At 62.6% G+C, this 16,888-nt stretch carries 18 protein-coding genes; all 18 read left to right on the top strand.

Annotated features, from left to right (window positions below; genetic code table 11):
* A partial coding sequence (locus ACODSZ_RS22480) for a phage capsid protein (protein ID WP_488928575.1) occupies nucleotides 1–192 on the top strand: 192 nt, incomplete at its 5' end.
* A 44-nt stretch (nucleotides 193–236) separates the two neighbouring features.
* Nucleotides 237–695, top strand: coding sequence for a hypothetical protein (locus ACODSZ_RS22475; RefSeq protein ID WP_488928574.1), 459 nt, complete (start codon nucleotides 237–239; stop codon nucleotides 693–695).
* A gap of 83 nt (nucleotides 696–778) precedes the next feature.
* Nucleotides 779–1,345 carry a phage connector family protein gene (locus ACODSZ_RS22470; protein WP_488928573.1) on the top strand — a complete coding sequence of 189 codons (567 nt, stop codon included), beginning with the start codon at nucleotides 779–781 and terminating at the stop codon, nucleotides 1,343–1,345.
* Nucleotides 1,346–1,357: 12 nt separating this feature from the next.
* Nucleotides 1,358–3,532, top strand: a complete 2,175-nt coding sequence (locus ACODSZ_RS22465) for a phage tail protein (RefSeq protein ID WP_488928572.1) — start codon at nucleotides 1,358–1,360, stop codon at nucleotides 3,530–3,532.
* Entirely contained in the window at nucleotides 3,529–3,984 is a 456-nt protein-coding gene (locus ACODSZ_RS22460; protein WP_241821762.1) for a GNAT family N-acetyltransferase, read from the top strand. Before ACODSZ_RS22465 ends, ACODSZ_RS22460 begins: the two co-directional genes overlap by 4 nt.
* Nucleotides 3,974–4,432: a GNAT family N-acetyltransferase gene (locus ACODSZ_RS22455; RefSeq protein WP_488928571.1), complete on the top strand. Its 459-nt coding sequence runs from the start codon at nucleotides 3,974–3,976 to the stop codon at nucleotides 4,430–4,432. Before ACODSZ_RS22460 ends, ACODSZ_RS22455 begins: the two co-directional genes overlap by 11 nt.
* Nucleotides 4,429–4,893: a hypothetical protein gene (locus ACODSZ_RS22450; RefSeq protein WP_488928570.1), complete on the top strand. Its 465-nt coding sequence runs from the start codon at nucleotides 4,429–4,431 to the stop codon at nucleotides 4,891–4,893. The genes ACODSZ_RS22455 and ACODSZ_RS22450 overlap by 4 nt, the downstream gene beginning before the upstream one ends.
* A 3-nt stretch (nucleotides 4,894–4,896) precedes the next feature.
* Entirely contained in the window at nucleotides 4,897–5,433 is a 537-nt protein-coding gene (locus tag ACODSZ_RS22445; protein ID WP_488928569.1) for a hypothetical protein, read from the top strand.
* A gap of 9 nt (nucleotides 5,434–5,442) precedes the next feature.
* Nucleotides 5,443–7,437, top strand: a complete 1,995-nt coding sequence (locus ACODSZ_RS22440; RefSeq protein WP_488928568.1) for a hypothetical protein — start codon at nucleotides 5,443–5,445, stop codon at nucleotides 7,435–7,437.
* Nucleotides 7,434–9,743 (top strand): transglycosylase SLT domain-containing protein, encoded by a 2,310-nt coding sequence (locus tag ACODSZ_RS22435; RefSeq protein ID WP_488928567.1) that lies wholly within the window; start codon nucleotides 7,434–7,436, stop codon nucleotides 9,741–9,743. The genes ACODSZ_RS22440 and ACODSZ_RS22435 overlap by 4 nt, the downstream gene beginning before the upstream one ends.
* Nucleotides 9,744–9,755: 12 nt before the next feature.
* A complete protein-coding gene (locus ACODSZ_RS22430) occupies nucleotides 9,756–12,251 on the top strand; it encodes a hypothetical protein (protein WP_488928566.1) in 2,496 nt (831 codons plus the stop codon).
* On the top strand, nucleotides 12,251–12,625 hold the full coding sequence (locus tag ACODSZ_RS22425) for a hypothetical protein (protein ID WP_488928565.1): 375 nt from the start codon (nucleotides 12,251–12,253) through the stop codon (nucleotides 12,623–12,625). Before ACODSZ_RS22430 ends, ACODSZ_RS22425 begins: the two co-directional genes overlap by 1 nt.
* Complete coding sequence (terL, locus tag ACODSZ_RS22420) at nucleotides 12,615–14,258, top strand: phage terminase large subunit (RefSeq protein WP_488928564.1); 1,644 nt, start codon at nucleotides 12,615–12,617, stop codon at nucleotides 14,256–14,258. Before ACODSZ_RS22425 ends, terL begins: the two co-directional genes overlap by 11 nt.
* A 35-nt stretch (nucleotides 14,259–14,293) precedes the next feature.
* On the top strand, nucleotides 14,294–15,820 hold the full coding sequence (locus ACODSZ_RS22415) for a hypothetical protein (protein WP_488928563.1): 1,527 nt from the start codon (nucleotides 14,294–14,296) through the stop codon (nucleotides 15,818–15,820).
* A gap of 14 nt (nucleotides 15,821–15,834) precedes the next feature.
* Nucleotides 15,835–16,059 carry a hypothetical protein gene (locus tag ACODSZ_RS22410; protein WP_488928562.1) on the top strand — a complete coding sequence of 75 codons (225 nt, stop codon included), beginning with the start codon at nucleotides 15,835–15,837 and terminating at the stop codon, nucleotides 16,057–16,059.
* On the top strand, nucleotides 16,056–16,379 hold the full coding sequence (locus ACODSZ_RS22405) for a hypothetical protein (protein WP_488928561.1): 324 nt from the start codon (nucleotides 16,056–16,058) through the stop codon (nucleotides 16,377–16,379). The genes ACODSZ_RS22410 and ACODSZ_RS22405 overlap by 4 nt, the downstream gene beginning before the upstream one ends.
* Nucleotides 16,376–16,627 carry a DUF7940 domain-containing protein gene (locus ACODSZ_RS22400; protein ID WP_488928560.1) on the top strand — a complete coding sequence of 84 codons (252 nt, stop codon included), beginning with the start codon at nucleotides 16,376–16,378 and terminating at the stop codon, nucleotides 16,625–16,627. The genes ACODSZ_RS22405 and ACODSZ_RS22400 overlap by 4 nt, the downstream gene beginning before the upstream one ends.
* On the top strand, nucleotides 16,605–16,888 hold a 284-nt coding region (locus tag ACODSZ_RS22395; protein WP_488928559.1), incomplete at its 3' end, for a DUF5675 family protein. The genes ACODSZ_RS22400 and ACODSZ_RS22395, both read left to right, overlap by 23 nt.

Here is a 16,888-nt window from a genome sequence, read left to right as displayed (position 1 = left end):
GTGCTCAACACCGCCGGCGTGCTGCGCACCATGGCATGGTGCAAGTCCTCGATCCACTTCGGTACCGGCTTCTTCGAAGGCCGTGCCCAGCGCCGTGGTGACAAGAAGGACACGCTGCAGCTGTCGGCAGCCGGTTCCGTGGGTGCCGTGCGCGTCTGGGAATACGGCGTGGTCGCCCTCGACTTCGTCTAATCGGCCCTGGCCCAACCTCATTGATCATCTGAAAGGAGCCTTCCATGGCTGAAGTCAACACCACCCAGGGCGCGAAGATCGTGAACCGCACCCCCAAGCTGCTGCCGCATGAGTCGTTCGGCCGCAAGCGCATCCTGGCGTCGAAGATGCCGGCGGCCTATGCCCAACTGGCCATCAACGACACCATTTTCATCGGTCGCGTCCCGGCGGGCAGCCGCTTCACCCTGAATAGCAAGGTGAGCTGCGCCGCTGGTACTGCCAGCTCGACCCTCGATATCGGCATCCGCTCGACTGCCAGCGGCACCGTCATCGATGCGGATGGACTCGCCGCTTCCGTGAACACCAACGCAGCTGGCCAGAAGGACGCCAATACTGGCGCCCTGATCGCCAGCGGCGCCGAGTACGTCACCACGGAAGAGGTGGATGTCTATGCCACCGTCACCGGTGCAGTGCTGGCCGCCAACCAGGCGCTGAAGTTCGAAATCGAGTACGTCAACGACTGATTTCCTTGTCGTGCGCATCGCCCGCCCCGTGCGGGTTCCACAAACCGGGGGCATCTGCTCCCGGTTTTTTTTCATGGTGATCTATGGCTACTGCTGTTTCGATCTGCTCTAACGCACTCCTGAGCCTCGGCGCCAAGCCGTTTGCCGACTTCTCCGAGAACCGGGACCACGTGACCCTGTGCAGCAACCTCTTCCCCACGGTGCGCGACTCTATCTTGCGGGCGCATCCCTGGAAATGTGCGACCAAGCGTGTGCTGCTGTCGCCCATGGTGGATACCCCGGCCTTCGACTTCTCCGCCCAGTTCGCGCTGCCTGGTGACTGGCTGCGCACCGTGCAGGTGGGCATGAAGGGCAACTCGATCCCGTTCCGGTCGGAGGGCCGCGCACTGCTGGCCGATGCGGCCGCGCTGCCGCTGGTCTACATCTTCCGCAACGATCAGCCGGCGACCTGGAGCACGAACCTGGTTGAGCTGATGGAGTTCGCCATGGCCGCTCGGGTCTGCTACGCGGTGACCGCCTCGACCACGCTGCGCGACAGCATGAATGCGGAGCTGCAACAGAAGCTGAAGATCGCCAAGGCGGTGGACGGCCAGGACGATCCGCCCGAGGAATTCGAAGAGGGCTCTTTCGTTGAATCCCGTTTCAGCTGATAGGGAGTCGAAATGCCCCGCGTAGACCTCAATCAGACCAATTTCACATCCGGCGAGATTACCCCTCGTTGCTATGGCCGCGTCGATATCGCCCGGTACCTGAATGGCGCTGCGTCGCTGGAAAACTGCTTTGTCACGATCCATGGCGGCGCGTATCGCCGGTATGCCAGCAGCTACCAGGCCACGGCAAAAACGCTGGGCCGCTTCGTGCGTCTGGTGCCATTCGTTTTCAGCACCACCCAGGCTTACATTCTGGAGTTCGGGCACCTGTATCTGCGGATCTACAATCAGGGCGGCGGCCAGGTGATGAGCGGCGGTGTTCCTTATGAGCTGGTCACCCCCTACAGCGAAGACATGCTGCGGGATATGGACTTCACGCAGGGCGCCGACACGATGCTGCTGTTTCATCAGTCGGTGTACCCGCAGACGCTGCGCCGACTGTCGGGCGGCGCCTGGTCGATTGGGGCTGCACCATTCACCACGCTGCCATTTGATGAAGTGGGCCATCGCTACAACGGCACGCTGACCCTGAGCGCGACCACCATTGGCACGGGGCGCACCGCGACTTCCACAATCGCCTCATTCATCGCTGGCGATGCTGGCCGACGCATTACCTTCGAGGGCGGCGCTGGCCTGATCACGGCTGTGAACTCTGGCACGCAGGTCACCATAAAGATCACGTCCGAGTTCAGCAGCACGGTCATTGCGGCCAATCAGTGGGTGCTGGACGACTCGCCGCAAACGACCATCGTTCCAGGTGACAAGAGCCCAGTCGGCATCGGCATCAACGTCACCTCCGCAGTGGACACCTTCCGGGCCAATGACGTGGGCAAGTTCATCGAAATCAACGGCGGTCTGTTGGAAATCGATGGCGTCACGAACGCTCAGGCCATCGTCTGCAAGATCATTCAAGAGCTGGACTCTGCGGTGGGTGCGCCGCCAGGCGCGTGGAAACTGCTCGGGCCGGCCTGGAATGAATTCGACGGCTATCCGCGCACCGGTGAGTTCTACGAGCAGCGGCTCAATGTGGCCGGCTCCACCGGCTACCCGCAAACACTGTGGGGCAGCAAGACCGGCGCATTCTTCGATTTCACCATGGGCACCGATGATGATGATGCCTATGCGTTCACGCTGCCGTCGACTGGCAAGATCAACCCGATCACCCGCATGTCGTCGGTCAGCGTGCTCATCATGCTGACTTATGGCGGCGAATATACGGCCACCGGTGGCGTGGAGAAACCGCTGACGCCCACCAACCCCCAGCTGAAGCCGCGCACGCGCTACGGCTGCAACTCGGTCAAGCCGCTGCAGGTGGGCGAGGAACTGTTCTACGTGACACGCACCGGCAAGAAGGTCAGGGCGATGTCCTACTCGTACACCTCGGACAGCTTCCCTTCGCCCAACGTCACCACGCTGGCCGAGCACATCACCAGCCCCGGCATCGTTGACATGGCATACCAGCAAGAGCCTGACGGCCGCCTGTGGTGCGTGCGCGCTGATGGGAAGCTGGCCGTATTGACCATCGACCGGGAAGAGGGCGTCACGGCCTGGTCTCCGCAGTCCACGGATGGCGTCTACGAATCGGTCGCCTGCATCCCCAACGGGGGCATCGATGAGGTATGGGTGAGCGTCAAGCGCACCATCGGCGGCGTGGACTATCGCTACATCGAGCGCTTCGATGACTCGCTGCTGACCGATAGCGCAATCACTGACACGGATGCCACCGGGAAGACCGAATGGACCGGCCTGGACCACCTGGAGGGTAAGCAGGTGCATGTACGTGCCGACGGCACCTTTGCCGGCACCTTCACGGTGGCCGGCGGCAATATCACCCTGCCGCGCAGCGCCAAGGCCGTCCAGATTGGCCTGCCGTACACCGCCCGCATCATCCCGCTGCGCCCCGAGATCCAGACCGGCGCTGGCACTGCCCAGGCCAACAAGATGAACACCAGCAAGGTGAGCGTGCTGCTGCACGAAAGCATAGGCGGCACGATCAACGGGCAGAGGCTGACACAGCGGGCGTTCGGATCGGAGTTGCTGGACCAGGAGCTTCAAGTCTATTCCGGACTGGATTACGTGGGCATTACGGACTGGCACAACGGTGATTCGCCCATCGTGCTGGAGCAGTCCGAGCCGTTGCCGTTCCATGTCCTGTCCATCATCCGCAAATTCACGGTGAACCCATGATCAGGCCCGCCACCATCGGAGACATGGGCGTGCTGCTGGCCATGGGCCGTGCGATGCACGCGGAAAGCCCGCGCTGGCGCCGGCTGAAGTATTCCGAGCACCAGGTCGAGACCATGCTCATCGGGCTGATTGAGTCGCCGCAGGGGCTAGTCCTGATCGCTGAACGTGACGGCCAGGCCATCGGGGCCATTGCCGCCGTGGTGCAAAGGGCCTGGTGCGCCACCGACCTGGTGGCCGAAGAAGTCAGCTTCTACATGCTCCCAGAACATCGCGGCAGCCTGGCCGCCGCGCGCCTGGTGAATAGCTTCAAGGAGTGGGCGCGCCTGCAGGGCGCATCCTGGGCATATGCCGGTGCGTCTACCGGTGTTGATGATGAACGTGTCGCGAAGCTGTACGAGGGCTTCGGCTTCACCCGCTGCGCGGTAGGACTGGAGGCATATTTTGGGAATTGAGATCAAGCACTGCGCTATCGCTGACATTGTTGCAGCACCTGAGTTACCGGCGCTGCTGGCCGAATACGGGGCTGAATCTGGCAATGACGGTATCGGTCCTGTCAATCCGCAGTTCGATACCTACCTGGCCATGGAGACTGCCGGCCTGCTGCATTCTCTGTCTGCGCGCTTGGAAAGCGGTGAGTTGGTGGGCTTCATGCTTGTGCTGACTCCGGTTCTGCCGCACTTCGGCCGCCGCGTCGCGGTGAGCGAATCCTTCTTCGTGGCCGCCGTTCACCGCAGTACTGGCGCAGGTCTGCGGCTGTTGCGCGCGGCGGAATGCCTGGCGCGGGACGCTGGTGCAGTCGGCATCATGGTCAGCGCGCCGAACGGGGGTCAGTTGGCGCAGGTGCTGCCCGGCATGGGCTATCACGATGCCTCGCACGTCTTCTTCAAGGGGCTGGCATGAACAACATCCGCGCCCGCCAGGACGGTATCCCTGCCATGTCGCCGCAGGCCATCGCTGCCGTGACAGAGATTGAGCGGCATACCCTCGCGCTCCCACAGGTTCCAATCCGCACCGTGCACATCCTGCATGCCGGCCTCTACACCCGCATGATCACTATTCCGGCTGGAGTGGTACTGACCGGCGCGCTTATCAAGATCGCCACCATGCTTACCATCAGCGGCGATGTGGAGGTCTTCCGTGGCCCCGGCGATGTGGTCCGTATCCGTGGCACGGCGGTCATGCCGGCCAGCGCCGGCCGCAAGCAGGCATTTATCGCGCACGCCGACACCACCGTGGTGATGTGCTTCCCCACCCAAGCCAGAACGGTCGAAGAGGCCGAGGCCGAATTCACCGACGACACCGACATGTTGATGTCGCACCGCGAGCCCGAATTCACCATCACCATCATCACAGGAGAGTGACCTATGTCCGGAGGAATTTCCGCAACCACTGTTGCCCTGGCCGCTACTGCGGCAGTCGGTGCATACTCCGCCATTCAGTCCGGCCAGGCGCAGTCTCGCCAGCTGCAGGCGCAGGCACAGCAGCAATCCAACCAGGCGGCGTATGAAAAGGACGCTACCGTGGCACAGGCCGACAAGATCCGCAAGGCGGCTGCCCAGCAGCAATCCGCAGCGCGTGCCCAGCTCGCCGGATCGGGTGTGGCCGTTGGCGAGGGCACTGCCGTCAAGATCAATGACACCATCGACCTGAATGCCGAAAACGATGCGCAGACCGCATTGCTCACCGGTAGCCGCCGATCCAACTCGCTCAACGATACCGCCGCGTCCTACAGCAGCGCCGCAGGTGATGCGCTGACGGGAGGGTATCTCACCGCCGGGGCCACTGTCCTGAGCAGCGCGGCACAGATCGGGAAGGGCTGGGCGACGAATCCGAGCGGCGCTTCTGGCAGCCTCGGTACTGGCATTTCCGCTCCGTCCAGCGCTCTGCGCATCGGCGGATAAGGGGGCAGCATGCAAATCCAACTCGGTAATTTCGGCAATGCTATCGCCCAGCCGCAGCAGGCTGCCCAGGTTGTACCACAGCAGGCGGCTAATCAGGGCCTGGCCAATGTAGCGCGGGCAGGCCAGCAACTGGCGGCTACCTTCCAGCAAGTCGATGAGCAGAAGCAGCGCATGCAGGCTGTTTCCTCGCTGGCCAACCTGAATAATGACTTGCACGATATCCATGATTCGATCGCACGCGACTTGGCTGGTGGCGTGATCAAGCCGGAGAACGCGCTCGACGCCTTCAATGCTCGCGCGGCGGACGCCCGCAAGGCGCGCACGGATGGCTTGAATCCCTTCCAGCAGGAAACGATCGATTCCCACATCACGACCGCCGTAGGCAGCTTGACGCGCAATCTGCAGAGCGTGGCCATCAAGAAGACCGAATCGGACATCGGCGCGCAGATCCTGGATACGGGCGAGTCCTTGCAGCGCCAGGCCATGCGCGACCTTCCCAGCGCTATCAATCAGTACGACAGCCTGGCCGAGACCATGGGGCCGAAAGCTGGCTGGAACTCAATTCAGATCGCCAAGGCCAAGCAGGGATTCAAGGAAAGCGCGTCTTTCAACTTCGCCAACGCCACGCTGGAAGGCGCTGCGCAGACGGGTGATAAGGCCCTGGTGCAGGCTGCGCTGGACAAGATTCAAGGCCCGGACGGCGAGGTGATTGACCCCAACAAGCGCACCGCCCTGGTGACCAAGGCATACGGCTACCTCAACGGCATAGATGCGGCCACCCAGCGCGAAGCAGACCGTGCACAGCGCGAGCAGGATGCGCGCGAGAATCAAGCCGTTGACGTCTACAACAGCATGTTCGATCTGGTGACAAAGGGGCGGTATCTCTCCACAGAGGCTATTGCCGAAGGTGCTGCCGCGACGGCCGGCACCAAGATGGCCGGCCAGATGCAAGAGTTGGTGAAGTCGCAAAGCAAGGTGGCCGGCTTCGCCTCGCTGCCGCTACCCCAGATGCGCGCCACGGTGGAGCGTATGAACGCAGCAGGGTCTGATCCGTCCATCGGTGTGACGCCGCAAGACCAGAAGGTTACCGAGCAGTTCAAGAGCATCCTGTCGGCCAGCGAAAAGGCCTATGCGGACAATCCCTGGCAGGCCGCCCAGGAACGCGGCGTGATCAAGGATGCGCCGACCATCCAGATGAACAGCATCCAGGACGCGCAGCAGGTGTTGTCCCAGCGTATGAGCCAGATCGGCCAGGTGGAGATTGCCGCCGGCCGCAAGGTCTCGCCACTTCAGCCACAGGAGGCCGAGCAGATTGCCCGCGTGGTCCGCATGCTGCCGCCGGACCAGCAATCCAGTGCGCTGGCCAGCATCGGCACCATCGTCCCTGACAGCGACCGCCTGGCCGCCCTGGCCAAGCAGATGCACGACAAGGACAACACGCTGGGCCTTGCCATGATGCTGGCGGGCGACCGTACCACGGAAGGCAGATACAGCAGCGAGCTGCTGCTACGCGGCGACAGGGCGATCAAGGATAAGGCCATCATGATGGATACAGCAAAGGAAACCGGTTGGCGCGGCAGTATCGCCAATCTGGTGGGCGATGCTTTCCCGAATCAGGAGGTGCGCCAGCAGGTGATCGACTCTGCATACCTGATCAATGCTGGCATCGTTGCTGGCGGCGGTAGTTCCGATCCGGCACGGGCCCTGCGCCTGACCGTAGGCAGTATTGTGGAGCGCAACGGGGTGAAGGTTCCGCTGCCGCGTGGCATGGAAGAGGGCGATTTCGACAAGCGGCTGAAGGCCATCACGCCAGCCGATATCGCTGCCCAGACTACTGACAAGGTCTATGCCGGCCACCAACCCATCGAGATTGCCGACTTCATCAAGCAGCTCCCGAATGCCGCCCTCGTCAGCGCTGGCCAGGGCCGATACAACGTCAAGGCCGGCGGCACGCTGGTCACCAATAGCCAGGGCCAGCGCATCACCATCAGGATCGCCCCATGATCGAGAACATGTTCCAAGACGGCACAGACAAGGTGCTGGATGATCGCGTGGCGCGCCCGGTTGCAGAGCCGCCAGCGCGCCCGTCCTTTGGCCTGAGCCTGTGGAATACCACCAAGGCGCTGCCCAAGGGTGTGGCCACTGGTGCCACCGAGTCTGCCGCCTTCGGCTCCGATATGCTTGGCGCCTTCGGTGCTGTACAGGCTGGCTATGGCGTGCAGGCCGATCCGGCCATGCTCTTCGACAGCGACATGCAGCAGCGTGTTGCGGGCGCGGAGGGGCAGAAGGCCCGCGAGGATGTTCAGTCCGGCGCTGCCTTCACCAGCCAGACCGACACTGGTCTGCGGGCGACCGCGCGCACCATGATGCCTGATCCCACCACCAGTAATGCAGCAGAGAACATCCTCTTTGGCTTGGGCCGCTTCGGCGTCAAGGCAGTGGCCTATTCAGTGCTGGGCACTCCGATCCCGGGTGCAGTCTTCACCGGTACCGATGAGGCATTCGTGGAGGCCCAGCGCCTGCAGGAGCAGGGCGTGGACTTCGAAACGCGGACGAAGGCGGCCATTGCTGCCGGCGGCGCGGCGGCAGCTGCTACTGCTCTGCCGGTGGCCGGAAAGACTATCGGCCAGACGGTAGGCCTGGTGGCGGCCGGTGGTCCGGGTACATTCATCGCCCAGCAGGCGGCCAGCCGTGCCATCCTCCAGAACGCCGGGTATGACAAGATCGCGGAGCAGTATGACCCGTTCGATCCGGTAGGCCTGGCCGTCGCTACTCTGATCCCTGCAGGCTTCGGTGCCTATGCCTCGCGCGGCATGCGCAATGCCCGCCCGGTGGCCGCGCCGATGGATGCAGCCGCTTCCCGCGAGCTGGTGCAGATGGGCATGAACGAGCGCCAGGCCCTGCGCTATGACGATGCTCGACTGGATGCCTATGCCGTGACCGCTGCCCAGCGTACAGGCGTGCCGCCCGAGGTGCTGCTCGCGGCGAAGAATGCAGGTGAGCGCTCCAGCAGCAGCGCCGCCACCTCGCCGGTGGGAGCCAAGGGCATCATGCAGTTCATGGATGCCACCTGGCAGCAGTACGGCAAGGGTAACGTGCGCGACCCGGTAGCCTCGATTGATGCCGGCGCCGCCTATCTGGCCGACCTGGGCAAGCAGTACGGTGGCGACTGGCGGGCCGCGCTGGCGCACTATAACGGCGGCACCTTGGCGGGCAAGGCTGTGCAGGTCGGGAAGGCGCCGCCCGCCGCCGAGACACGCGCCTATCTGGAGCGCACGGACAAGTTCATTGCCGAGCACCAGGGAACCGAGGCGGGCCGGGCAGCCGCAGCCGACCCCGAAGCCGTGGCCGCCGCACGCGTCAACTTGATTCGCGAGACCGTCAATTCCTGGAATCTGAAGGATCCGGCCGATATCGCAGGCGCCGAGCAGCACCTCGCCGCCTTCAGCCGCGCGGCGGACCAGTTGGGCGCGGGCGAGCGGGTGGCGGTCAGCGATGCCCTGAACCTGGACAATCTAGCCCAGGCGCGGATGCTGGATGACTTCGGTACCAGGATGGAGGCTGTACGTGCAACGCTGCTGGAGGACGCTGGCAATGTGGCCGAGCCCGGCGCCATCCGGTCCATGCGCGACGAAATCACCAGCCTGCAGCAGTCCATTCCGGCCACTGACGACGCTGCGCTGCGTGCTCGTGCCAAGGAGATACAGGCCGAGGGCGGAAGCTACAAGCAGGCTCTGGCCGCGGCCACCAAGGAACTCAATGGCCGGGCCGTCGAAATCAATCAGCGCATCGACTCCCTGCAGCAACAGATTGACAGCAATGCCCTGGCCGCTCGGGCGAATGAGCAGATTGCGCAGCTCGATCAACAGATTGCGCAGGTGCGCCAGCAGCGGGCAACCATTGATGCGCCGACTCCGAAGCGCGGAGCATTGGCCGTGCAGCAGGCGCTGGCCGAGCCGCCGGCGAGAGGTGCCAAATCTGGCACCGCCGAGCCTGGTGCATCTGCTGCAACAAAAGCCCCAGAAGCTGCACCGCCAGCCTCGAAAACTGCAACAGAAGTGGCTCCAGGTGGAACATCCACCGCTGAAACTGGAACATCTGGCGGCCAAGCCGGTGCCGTCGCCGTGCTCGACAGCCAGACTGCCGAGATTGCCCGCCTCTCTCCCGACATGGTGGTGCAACTGGAAGGGATGGACGCACCGCTGCCGCTGGCCGAGGCGCTGGCCAAGGTCAAGGAAGAGGCCGCCGCCGAGGCCAAGGACGCCAGCCTGCTCCAGGTGGCCGCCGAATGCTTCCTGCGCAATTCTTGATAAGAGGAAACCATGCACCCGAAATGCAGACAAGCAGTACAGCAGGCCGCCGGCCGCGCGCTGACCGACAGCGAAATCCAGAAGATCGACGACGCCATGAGCGCCAACATGCGCCGGCTGGCGCGGCAGGACCCCAGCGGCTGGGCTGCCAAGTCAGCCGACCAGCGCGTGCTGGAGGCTGCCGCTGCCGGCATGCAGGACATCCAAGCCGCCGCTGCGCTCAAGGTGCAGCGCGCCCAGCTGCAGATCCTGCGCACGGCCGCCATGGAGACGCGTGTGGGCGACCTGATGGCCACGTATGCCACCGGCCGCAGCCGTGCCTTGGTGCAGGAGCTGGACCAAACCAGCCTGTATATCGAAGGCATCAAGCGCGAGAACATGGCCCGGCTGGTTGATCTGATGGAAGCCGCGACCAGTAAGGACGGGGCGGGCATCTGGCGGCAGGGCCTCATGTTGCTGTTCGATGCCGAGAATCCCACCATGAGCCGTGACCTGGCCCGCGAGATCTTCGGAAATGCCGCTGGCACTACCGGAAACAAGCTGGCGCAGCAGGGCGCGCGGGCGTGGCTGCATGCCATTGAGAGCATGCGCCAGCGCTTCAACGCCGCCGGCGGTGATGTCGGCAAGCTGGATTATGGCTACCTGCCGCAGCCGCATGACCAAGGCCGCGTGCGCGGAAAGGGCGATGCCGCCGCCCAGGCAGATTGGGTGCAGAAGACGCTGCCGCTGCTGGATCGCCGGCAGTATGTTCTGGAGGACGGCAGTCTGATGAACGATGCTCAGGTCACCGCGCTGCTGTCTCGCGCTTGGGAAACGCTGGCCAGCGGCGGCATCAACAAGATTGAGCCGGGGAAATTCAAAGGGTCCGGCTCCCGCTCCAACTCGGGTGCAGAAAGTCGGCAGATCCACTTCCGGGACGCTGATGCTTATCTCACTTACCTGAGCCAGTACGGCGGCGGAAGCATGTACGATGCGATGCTCGGGCACGTGGGCGGTATGTCGCGCGATATCGGGCTGGTGGAGCGCTACGGCCCGAACCCTGAGCAGCAGATGCGCCTGCAGTTCGACATGGCCGAGAAGGCTGACAATGGCATCAAGCGCTCTTTCGGCCTGAAACCGCAGAGCTATTGGGATGTGGTCAGCGGCAAGACCGGCATGGCCGACAATGGCAACATCGCCCAGATCGGCCAGGACCTGCGCAACATCCAGACCTTCGGCAAGTTGCAGGGCGCCGTGCTCACCAGCATCACCGACCTGGGCACGCACTTCGTGACCACAGGCTTCAACAAGCTTTCCTATTGGGATGCCCTGAAGAACATTGCCGCGCAGGCCAGCAGCGACACTCGGGACTTCCTGACCATGCACGGCATCATCGCTGAGACCATGGTTTCGGATCTGAATCGCTGGAGCGGTGACAACATCAAGAACAACTGGTCCGGGCGCATCGCCAACAGCACCATGAAGCTTTCGCTCATGAACGCCTGGACCGATACCCTGCGCCGCAGCTTCTCCATGACCATGATGAACGGCCTGGCGAAGCTGAGCAAAACGGACTGGGGCAAGCTGAGCGAGTATGACCGCTGGCGCATGACCAGCAAGGGCATCACGGATGCCGACTGGGCGGTGATCCAACAGGCCCAGCTCTCCACGCATCGCGGCGCCGAGTTCTTGACGCCCGAGGCAATCCGCGCCAGCGGGTCGCCCGAGGCCGACCAGGTGGTGGCCAAGGTGCTGGGCATGATCACGGACGAGTCGGAATATGCGGTGCTCAACCCTGATCTGGCCACCCGCACGCTGTCTAGTGGCGGCGGGGAACAGCGTGGGACGATGCGCGGCGAGCTGGCCAGGTCGGTCATGCAGTTCAAGTCCTTCCCCATCGCCATGGTCTCGCGCCACTGGCGGCGCATGATGGAGACGCCTCAGGGCCTGGAGGGCGCCCCTGTTGCCGCCAACCGGGTGGCCTATGCCGGCGCGCTCTTTGCATCGCTCGGCGTGTTGGGCGCTATTGCCTACCAGACCAAGCAGATCGTCTCCGGGAAAGATCCTGCTGACATGACCACCGCCAAGTTTTGGGTAAAGGCCATTGCGCAAGGCGGCGTCCTCTCGATCATGGGCGATATCCTGCTGGCCGATTCCACCGAGGAGGCTGGTCAGTACGCCTCCAAGACCATCAGCGGCCTGGCCGGCCCGACCATCGGTGCGGCCGCAGACCTGAGCCTGAAAGTCATCAAGGGGAACATCGACAAGGCAGCGGCCGGCAAGGAGACGCACGCTGGTGCGGAGGCCCTGACGTTAGCCAGATATCACATGCCATACGTTAATCTCTGGTACGCAAAGGCTGCGCTGGATCATGCTGGGCTGCATGCCTTGCAAGAGAATCTGTCACCAGGCTACCTCTCGCGCATGCAGCAGCGCGCGCGAAAGGACTGGGGGCAGGATTATTGGTGGAAGCCTGGTACCGGTGCGCCGGACCGTGCGCCTGACTTTTCGATGATCGGAGGACGATAATGCGGCAAGACCAATACCTGCGACTGCAGGAGCTCACCGAGAAACTGACGGATGCCTTCATTCAGGAGGCCGATCCCGACAAGTGGCCAGGCGCTGGCATGGAGGTGGCGGCCATGGATCAGCAGACGCGCGGGAATCGGTACTGGTGCAAAAAGAATGCGGCAGCCACCCTGACCGTGATGATGAAGACTGCAAATCTGCTTGGAGTGATCAAGCCGCCATCAGGTGGAAATGATGTTGTCGACCCCGATGGAAAGGAAGATGCTAGTCTCGAAGGCGAGATAGCATCTGCTGAAAAGGAGGCGCAAAGGATGCTGGAGAAGATCCAGAGCACCGCGAGAAAAACATCCAGCAAGAAGGTACATGGACAATAAGCCAATCAGCTTCCTAGCCTTCTTCTTGCTGTGGGCCAAGGTGATGAAATGGAAGGTCCCGACGCTACATGTCCGGGTTTGCCACTGGCTGGAGTTCACGGACGATCCTGTGCGCGTGCTGCAGGTCTTCCGTGGCGCGGCCAAGTCGTCCATCTTCGCAGTGTACAAGGCATGGCAGCTGTACTGCGACCGCACCTGGGTATCGCTGATCTGGGCGGCCGATGGCAAGCTGGCCACGAAGCTGACGCGCGATACCATCAATGTACTGCGACGGCACCCATTGTGTGGTGGCATGCTGCCGACCAAGCCTGGAGCCCAGATGTTCTGGGTGAAAGACTCGGAAGACGCCCGAAACGCTAGCATGACCGCGACCGGCGTAAATCAGAACGTGACCTCCGCCCGCGCCAAGAGCATCGACTATGACGATGTGGAGGTGCCGAAGAACATCAAAACGGCAGAGGCCCGCGAGAACCTGCGGGACAAGATTCAAGAGGCCACCTTTATTCTGGTACCTGGTGGGCAGGAAACCTACATCGGCACGCCGCACACGCACAATTCCATCTATCCCGAGCTGATCGAGAACGGCGCGGCATCGCTGAAGATTCCCCTATTTGAATCGGCCATCCGCTACGAGGATACCGGTTCACGCCTGCGCTACCGCTTCCCGTTCAAGCCTGGTGCCGACGGCCTCTACGTGTTCGTCGGCATCCATAAGCATGCCCGCCTGCTGGTGCAGGACCAGGATTATTCGGTCGACGGGCTGGACATCATCTTCACCAAGCCGCCCGGAAAGCTGCTGGATATCTATGCGCATTGCGCCTGGCCGGAGCGTTTCACCCGGGACGACGTGGAGCGCCGCCGGAAGAAGACACGGACGATCAACTACTGGGACAGCCAATATATGCTGGAAGCCAAGCCGATCAACGAGAGCCGCCTCGATCCGGAGCTGATCAAGGCCTACGACGTGCAGCCGCGCTTGGAGCATGCGAACCGGGCGGTACGCATGATGCTGGGCAAGACGCACATCGTCAGCGGACGAGCCTACTGGGACCCGTCACTTGGCAAGAAGAAGAGCGATGCGTCCGCATTTTCTGTGGTCTACGACGACAGCTTGGGCAATCACTACTGGCACGTCTGCCAAGAATTAACTGGTGACTTCGCTGTGTTCAACGATTCTCGCAACACCGTCATCGAATCGGGCCAGGTGCTGCAGGCCTGCGACATCATCGCCAAGGCCAACATCCTGCATGTCTACGTGGAAACCAACGGCGTGGGCAGCTTCGCCGGGAAACTGCTGCAGCGAGCCCTGAAGCAGCGAGGGCTTGCCGTGGGCGTGACCGAGATCCAAGAGGGTACCAACAAGAACGAGCGAATCCTTGGCGCACTGGAAGGCCCGATGAAGTCTGGCGTGCTCTGGGCGCATATCGATGTCCTCAACGGCCCGCTGTGGGACCAGATGAAGGATTGGAAGCCAGAGGTGAAGGAGCAGCCGGACGACTTCCTGGACAGTGGCGCGGGCGCAGTGGAGCAGGCCCCGGTGCGAATTAATAAATTAGTCGGGAAACCGACCCCGGATAGGCGTGAAGATTGGCGCCAATCCACGGGCGTCTATGAGGTGACGCTCGAACCCTGAGCGCCGGCAGCGGCGCGCCAGACCATGAGGCCGCCGTGACTGTCAGCATTCAAACTCCCTTCAACACCTACACTGCAGCGCCTGGCGCCACGCTGTTCGCCTATCAATTCAAGGTGCTGCGTGATGGCGATCTTCTGGTCAGCGTGGATGGTGTGCCCAAGACGCTTGGTATCGATTATTCGATTTCGGGCATTGGCGACGATGATGGCGGTGATGTCGCCTTCACTTCCGCCATGGTCGGCGGTGAAAAGGTTCTCTTGCGCTCGAATATCGTATTCGACCGCAGCACGGACTATCAGCAAAACGGGGAATTCCCTGCTGATGTCGTGAACAAGGATTTCGACCGGCCCTGGCTGGCGCTGCAGCAGATGGAGCAATCCATCAAGTCGTCTATCAAGCTGCCATTCGATACCACCGGCGATCAGACTCTGGAAATGTCTCCGGCACAGCGCGCCAATACACTCATTGGCTTTGACGCCGACGGCAATCTGACTACCAGCACCACCGATGCACAGAATGTCATCGAAGCCCAGGCGGCAGCCGATGCAGCCGCAGCTTCTGCCGCATCTGTCGATCCTGCCAACATCGTGCACATCGCTGGGACCGAGACCATCACTGGCACGAAGACCTTCGGCCAATCGCCCCTGCTGCCGAATGTCTCGCTGGGCGATGCGAGCGACAAAGCGGCCAACACGGAATTTGTTGCCGACGCGCTGGCTGATGCCGTTCCCCGCATAGCGATCAAGGTGCGCCAGGCCGTGCAGTATGGTCCGATGACCACGCCCGTATCCGGCCAGCCTGCGCAGCCCGATCTGATTCCACAGAGCCAGATCGGCAATACGCTTGCCACCGGCGTGACGCTCAAGTGCGGTACGGCGGCCACGCTGTTCTCAGTGGCGAATGGCAACCGGTCGGACGGCTCGCCAGAAAACCTGAACTGGCTCGCCTCTGCCGATATCCCTGTGCCGAACCTCGCAGCAAGTTCCACAAATTACATCTGGGTGGATACCGTCGCACGCACGGCGGGCTTTGTCGCGGTGGCTGATGTCGACCAACCGGGCGGCGTCATTCCGGTGACGAACAACCAGCATACCTTCGATACCGTCGGCATGAAGATGTACCTGGGCAACGGCACCACGGCGAGCCAGGTCAATCGCCTGATCGTGGCCGAGGTCGATACCAGCGGCAGTGCAGTCACTGGCATCCGCGTGCGTGCATACAACGGCGAAGATATCCAGCCCTGGACCGCGACACTTCCCTCTGCGGCGACGCCAGTCCTGCGCACGAACTACCTCGGCACCGCAGATATTGATGCCGTCCTGGAGGCGCTTTGCACCACCGCTGATATCGGATACGCCGTTGGCAACGTCGTGCGACACCTGGGCCAGACGAACGCAGCACCCACTGCGATATGGGCAAGTCGCTCGCAGATGGGATTTGCAGTCGGATCTTCTGGCGGCTTAAGCACCCAGAACAAGACCACCACCGGCTACAGCGGATTCACGCAATCCAGCTGGAGTTACCGCATCCGCGCCAAACGCCGCTGGGGCATTCAGAAATAAGGGGAGGAAAGCATATGTCCGGCTATTTCATCGCGTATGGCGCACTGGAATTTCCACCGCGCGGCCTGTATTACGAAGGCGATCAGGCCCATTGGAAGGATATGTCGGTACCGCGCCGCCCGGAAGCCACCTACACCTGGTCGCCCAATCCTGACCGCCCGACCTATGACGACTGGCAATTCGATGGCCACGATGCTGACGGCGGCTACTGGGTCGCGCCGGCGGAAGGCGGCGAATGAGCGATACCAAAGTCATCGACACGAAGCTGGCACTGGCCTGGCTGGCGCCACTGGGCGTCACGATAGTGGGTGGCCTGGTTACCTTGGTCTGGATGGCATCCCAGCAGGCCAGCACCATCAATGCGCTACTGGAGACGCAGCGCGAGATGAAGGCCCAGATGGTAGCGCGTGATCAGCGTGATGAGGCGTTCAAGGCCGCCCAGCTCACCGCCGTATCCGAGGTCAGGCTCAACGATGCTCGGCAGGATATCCGGATCGAGAATCTGGAGAAGGCCGTGCGGATTCAGCCGCCGCAGAGCCTGGGGAAGTGGATCAAATGAAGATTCGACTGGTAGACGACAAGGGTCTCATCCATCGCCGGTGGAGCGTGCGCCTGGCCAAGATCGGTGCCGCTGTCATGGCCGGCTGGGCCGCACTCACCTCGGCCGGCCTGGGCAGCACCTTGCCCATCTGGGTGGCCCAGGCGGTGGCGGGCCTCATCCTGGTGTGCATCTGCGGTGCCGCCTACCTCAAGCAGCCGGAGCCGGCTGAGAAAGGACAGGACAATGAAACTCCTCCTGCAGCGTGAGCCCAGCACCAAGAAGAGCACGGCGGGCAAGCTCTTCATCGATGGCGTTTTCGAGTGCTACACGCTGGAAGACATCGTGCGCGCCCGTGGCGTAAAGGTCTACGGCCAGACGGCTATCCCGGCCGGCACCTATCAGGTGCTGCTCACGCAGTCGCCACGGTTCAAGCGCGTGCTGCCGCTGCTGCTGAACGTGCCGGGCTTCGAAGGCATCCGCATCCATCCAGGCAACAAGGCCGAGGACACAGACGGCTGCATCCTGGT

Source organism: Herbaspirillum sp. FG34 (assembly GCF_057809315.1).
Note: the sequence above shows the minus strand (reverse complement) of the source record. Positions and strands in the feature narration are given on the sequence as shown.

What these genes read in the sequence shown, in the direction of transcription:
- ACODSZ_RS22465 (WP_488928572.1), top strand. Translation starts at nt 1,358, where the DNA reads ATGCCCCGCGTAGACCTCAATCAGACCAATTTCACATCCGGCGAGATT.
- ACODSZ_RS22450 (WP_488928570.1), top strand. Translation starts at nt 4,429, where the DNA reads ATGAACAACATCCGCGCCCGCCAGGACGGTATCCCTGCCATGTCGCCG.
- ACODSZ_RS22425 (WP_488928565.1), top strand. Translation starts at nt 12,251, where the DNA reads ATGCGGCAAGACCAATACCTGCGACTGCAGGAGCTCACCGAGAAACTG.
- ACODSZ_RS22470 (WP_488928573.1), top strand. Translation starts at nt 779, where the DNA reads ATGGCTACTGCTGTTTCGATCTGCTCTAACGCACTCCTGAGCCTCGGC.
- ACODSZ_RS22475 (WP_488928574.1), top strand. Translation starts at nt 237, where the DNA reads ATGGCTGAAGTCAACACCACCCAGGGCGCGAAGATCGTGAACCGCACC.
- ACODSZ_RS22460 (WP_241821762.1), top strand. Translation starts at nt 3,529, where the DNA reads ATGATCAGGCCCGCCACCATCGGAGACATGGGCGTGCTGCTGGCCATG.
- ACODSZ_RS22435 (WP_488928567.1), top strand. Translation starts at nt 7,434, where the DNA reads ATGATCGAGAACATGTTCCAAGACGGCACAGACAAGGTGCTGGATGAT.
- ACODSZ_RS22445 (WP_488928569.1), top strand. Translation starts at nt 4,897, where the DNA reads ATGTCCGGAGGAATTTCCGCAACCACTGTTGCCCTGGCCGCTACTGCG.
- ACODSZ_RS22440 (WP_488928568.1), top strand. Translation starts at nt 5,443, where the DNA reads ATGCAAATCCAACTCGGTAATTTCGGCAATGCTATCGCCCAGCCGCAG.
- ACODSZ_RS22410 (WP_488928562.1), top strand. Translation starts at nt 15,835, where the DNA reads ATGTCCGGCTATTTCATCGCGTATGGCGCACTGGAATTTCCACCGCGC.
- ACODSZ_RS22405 (WP_488928561.1), top strand. Translation starts at nt 16,056, where the DNA reads ATGAGCGATACCAAAGTCATCGACACGAAGCTGGCACTGGCCTGGCTG.
- terL (WP_488928564.1), top strand. Translation starts at nt 12,615, where the DNA reads ATGGACAATAAGCCAATCAGCTTCCTAGCCTTCTTCTTGCTGTGGGCC.
- ACODSZ_RS22430 (WP_488928566.1), top strand. Translation starts at nt 9,756, where the DNA reads ATGCACCCGAAATGCAGACAAGCAGTACAGCAGGCCGCCGGCCGCGCG.
- ACODSZ_RS22400 (WP_488928560.1), top strand. Translation starts at nt 16,376, where the DNA reads ATGAAGATTCGACTGGTAGACGACAAGGGTCTCATCCATCGCCGGTGG.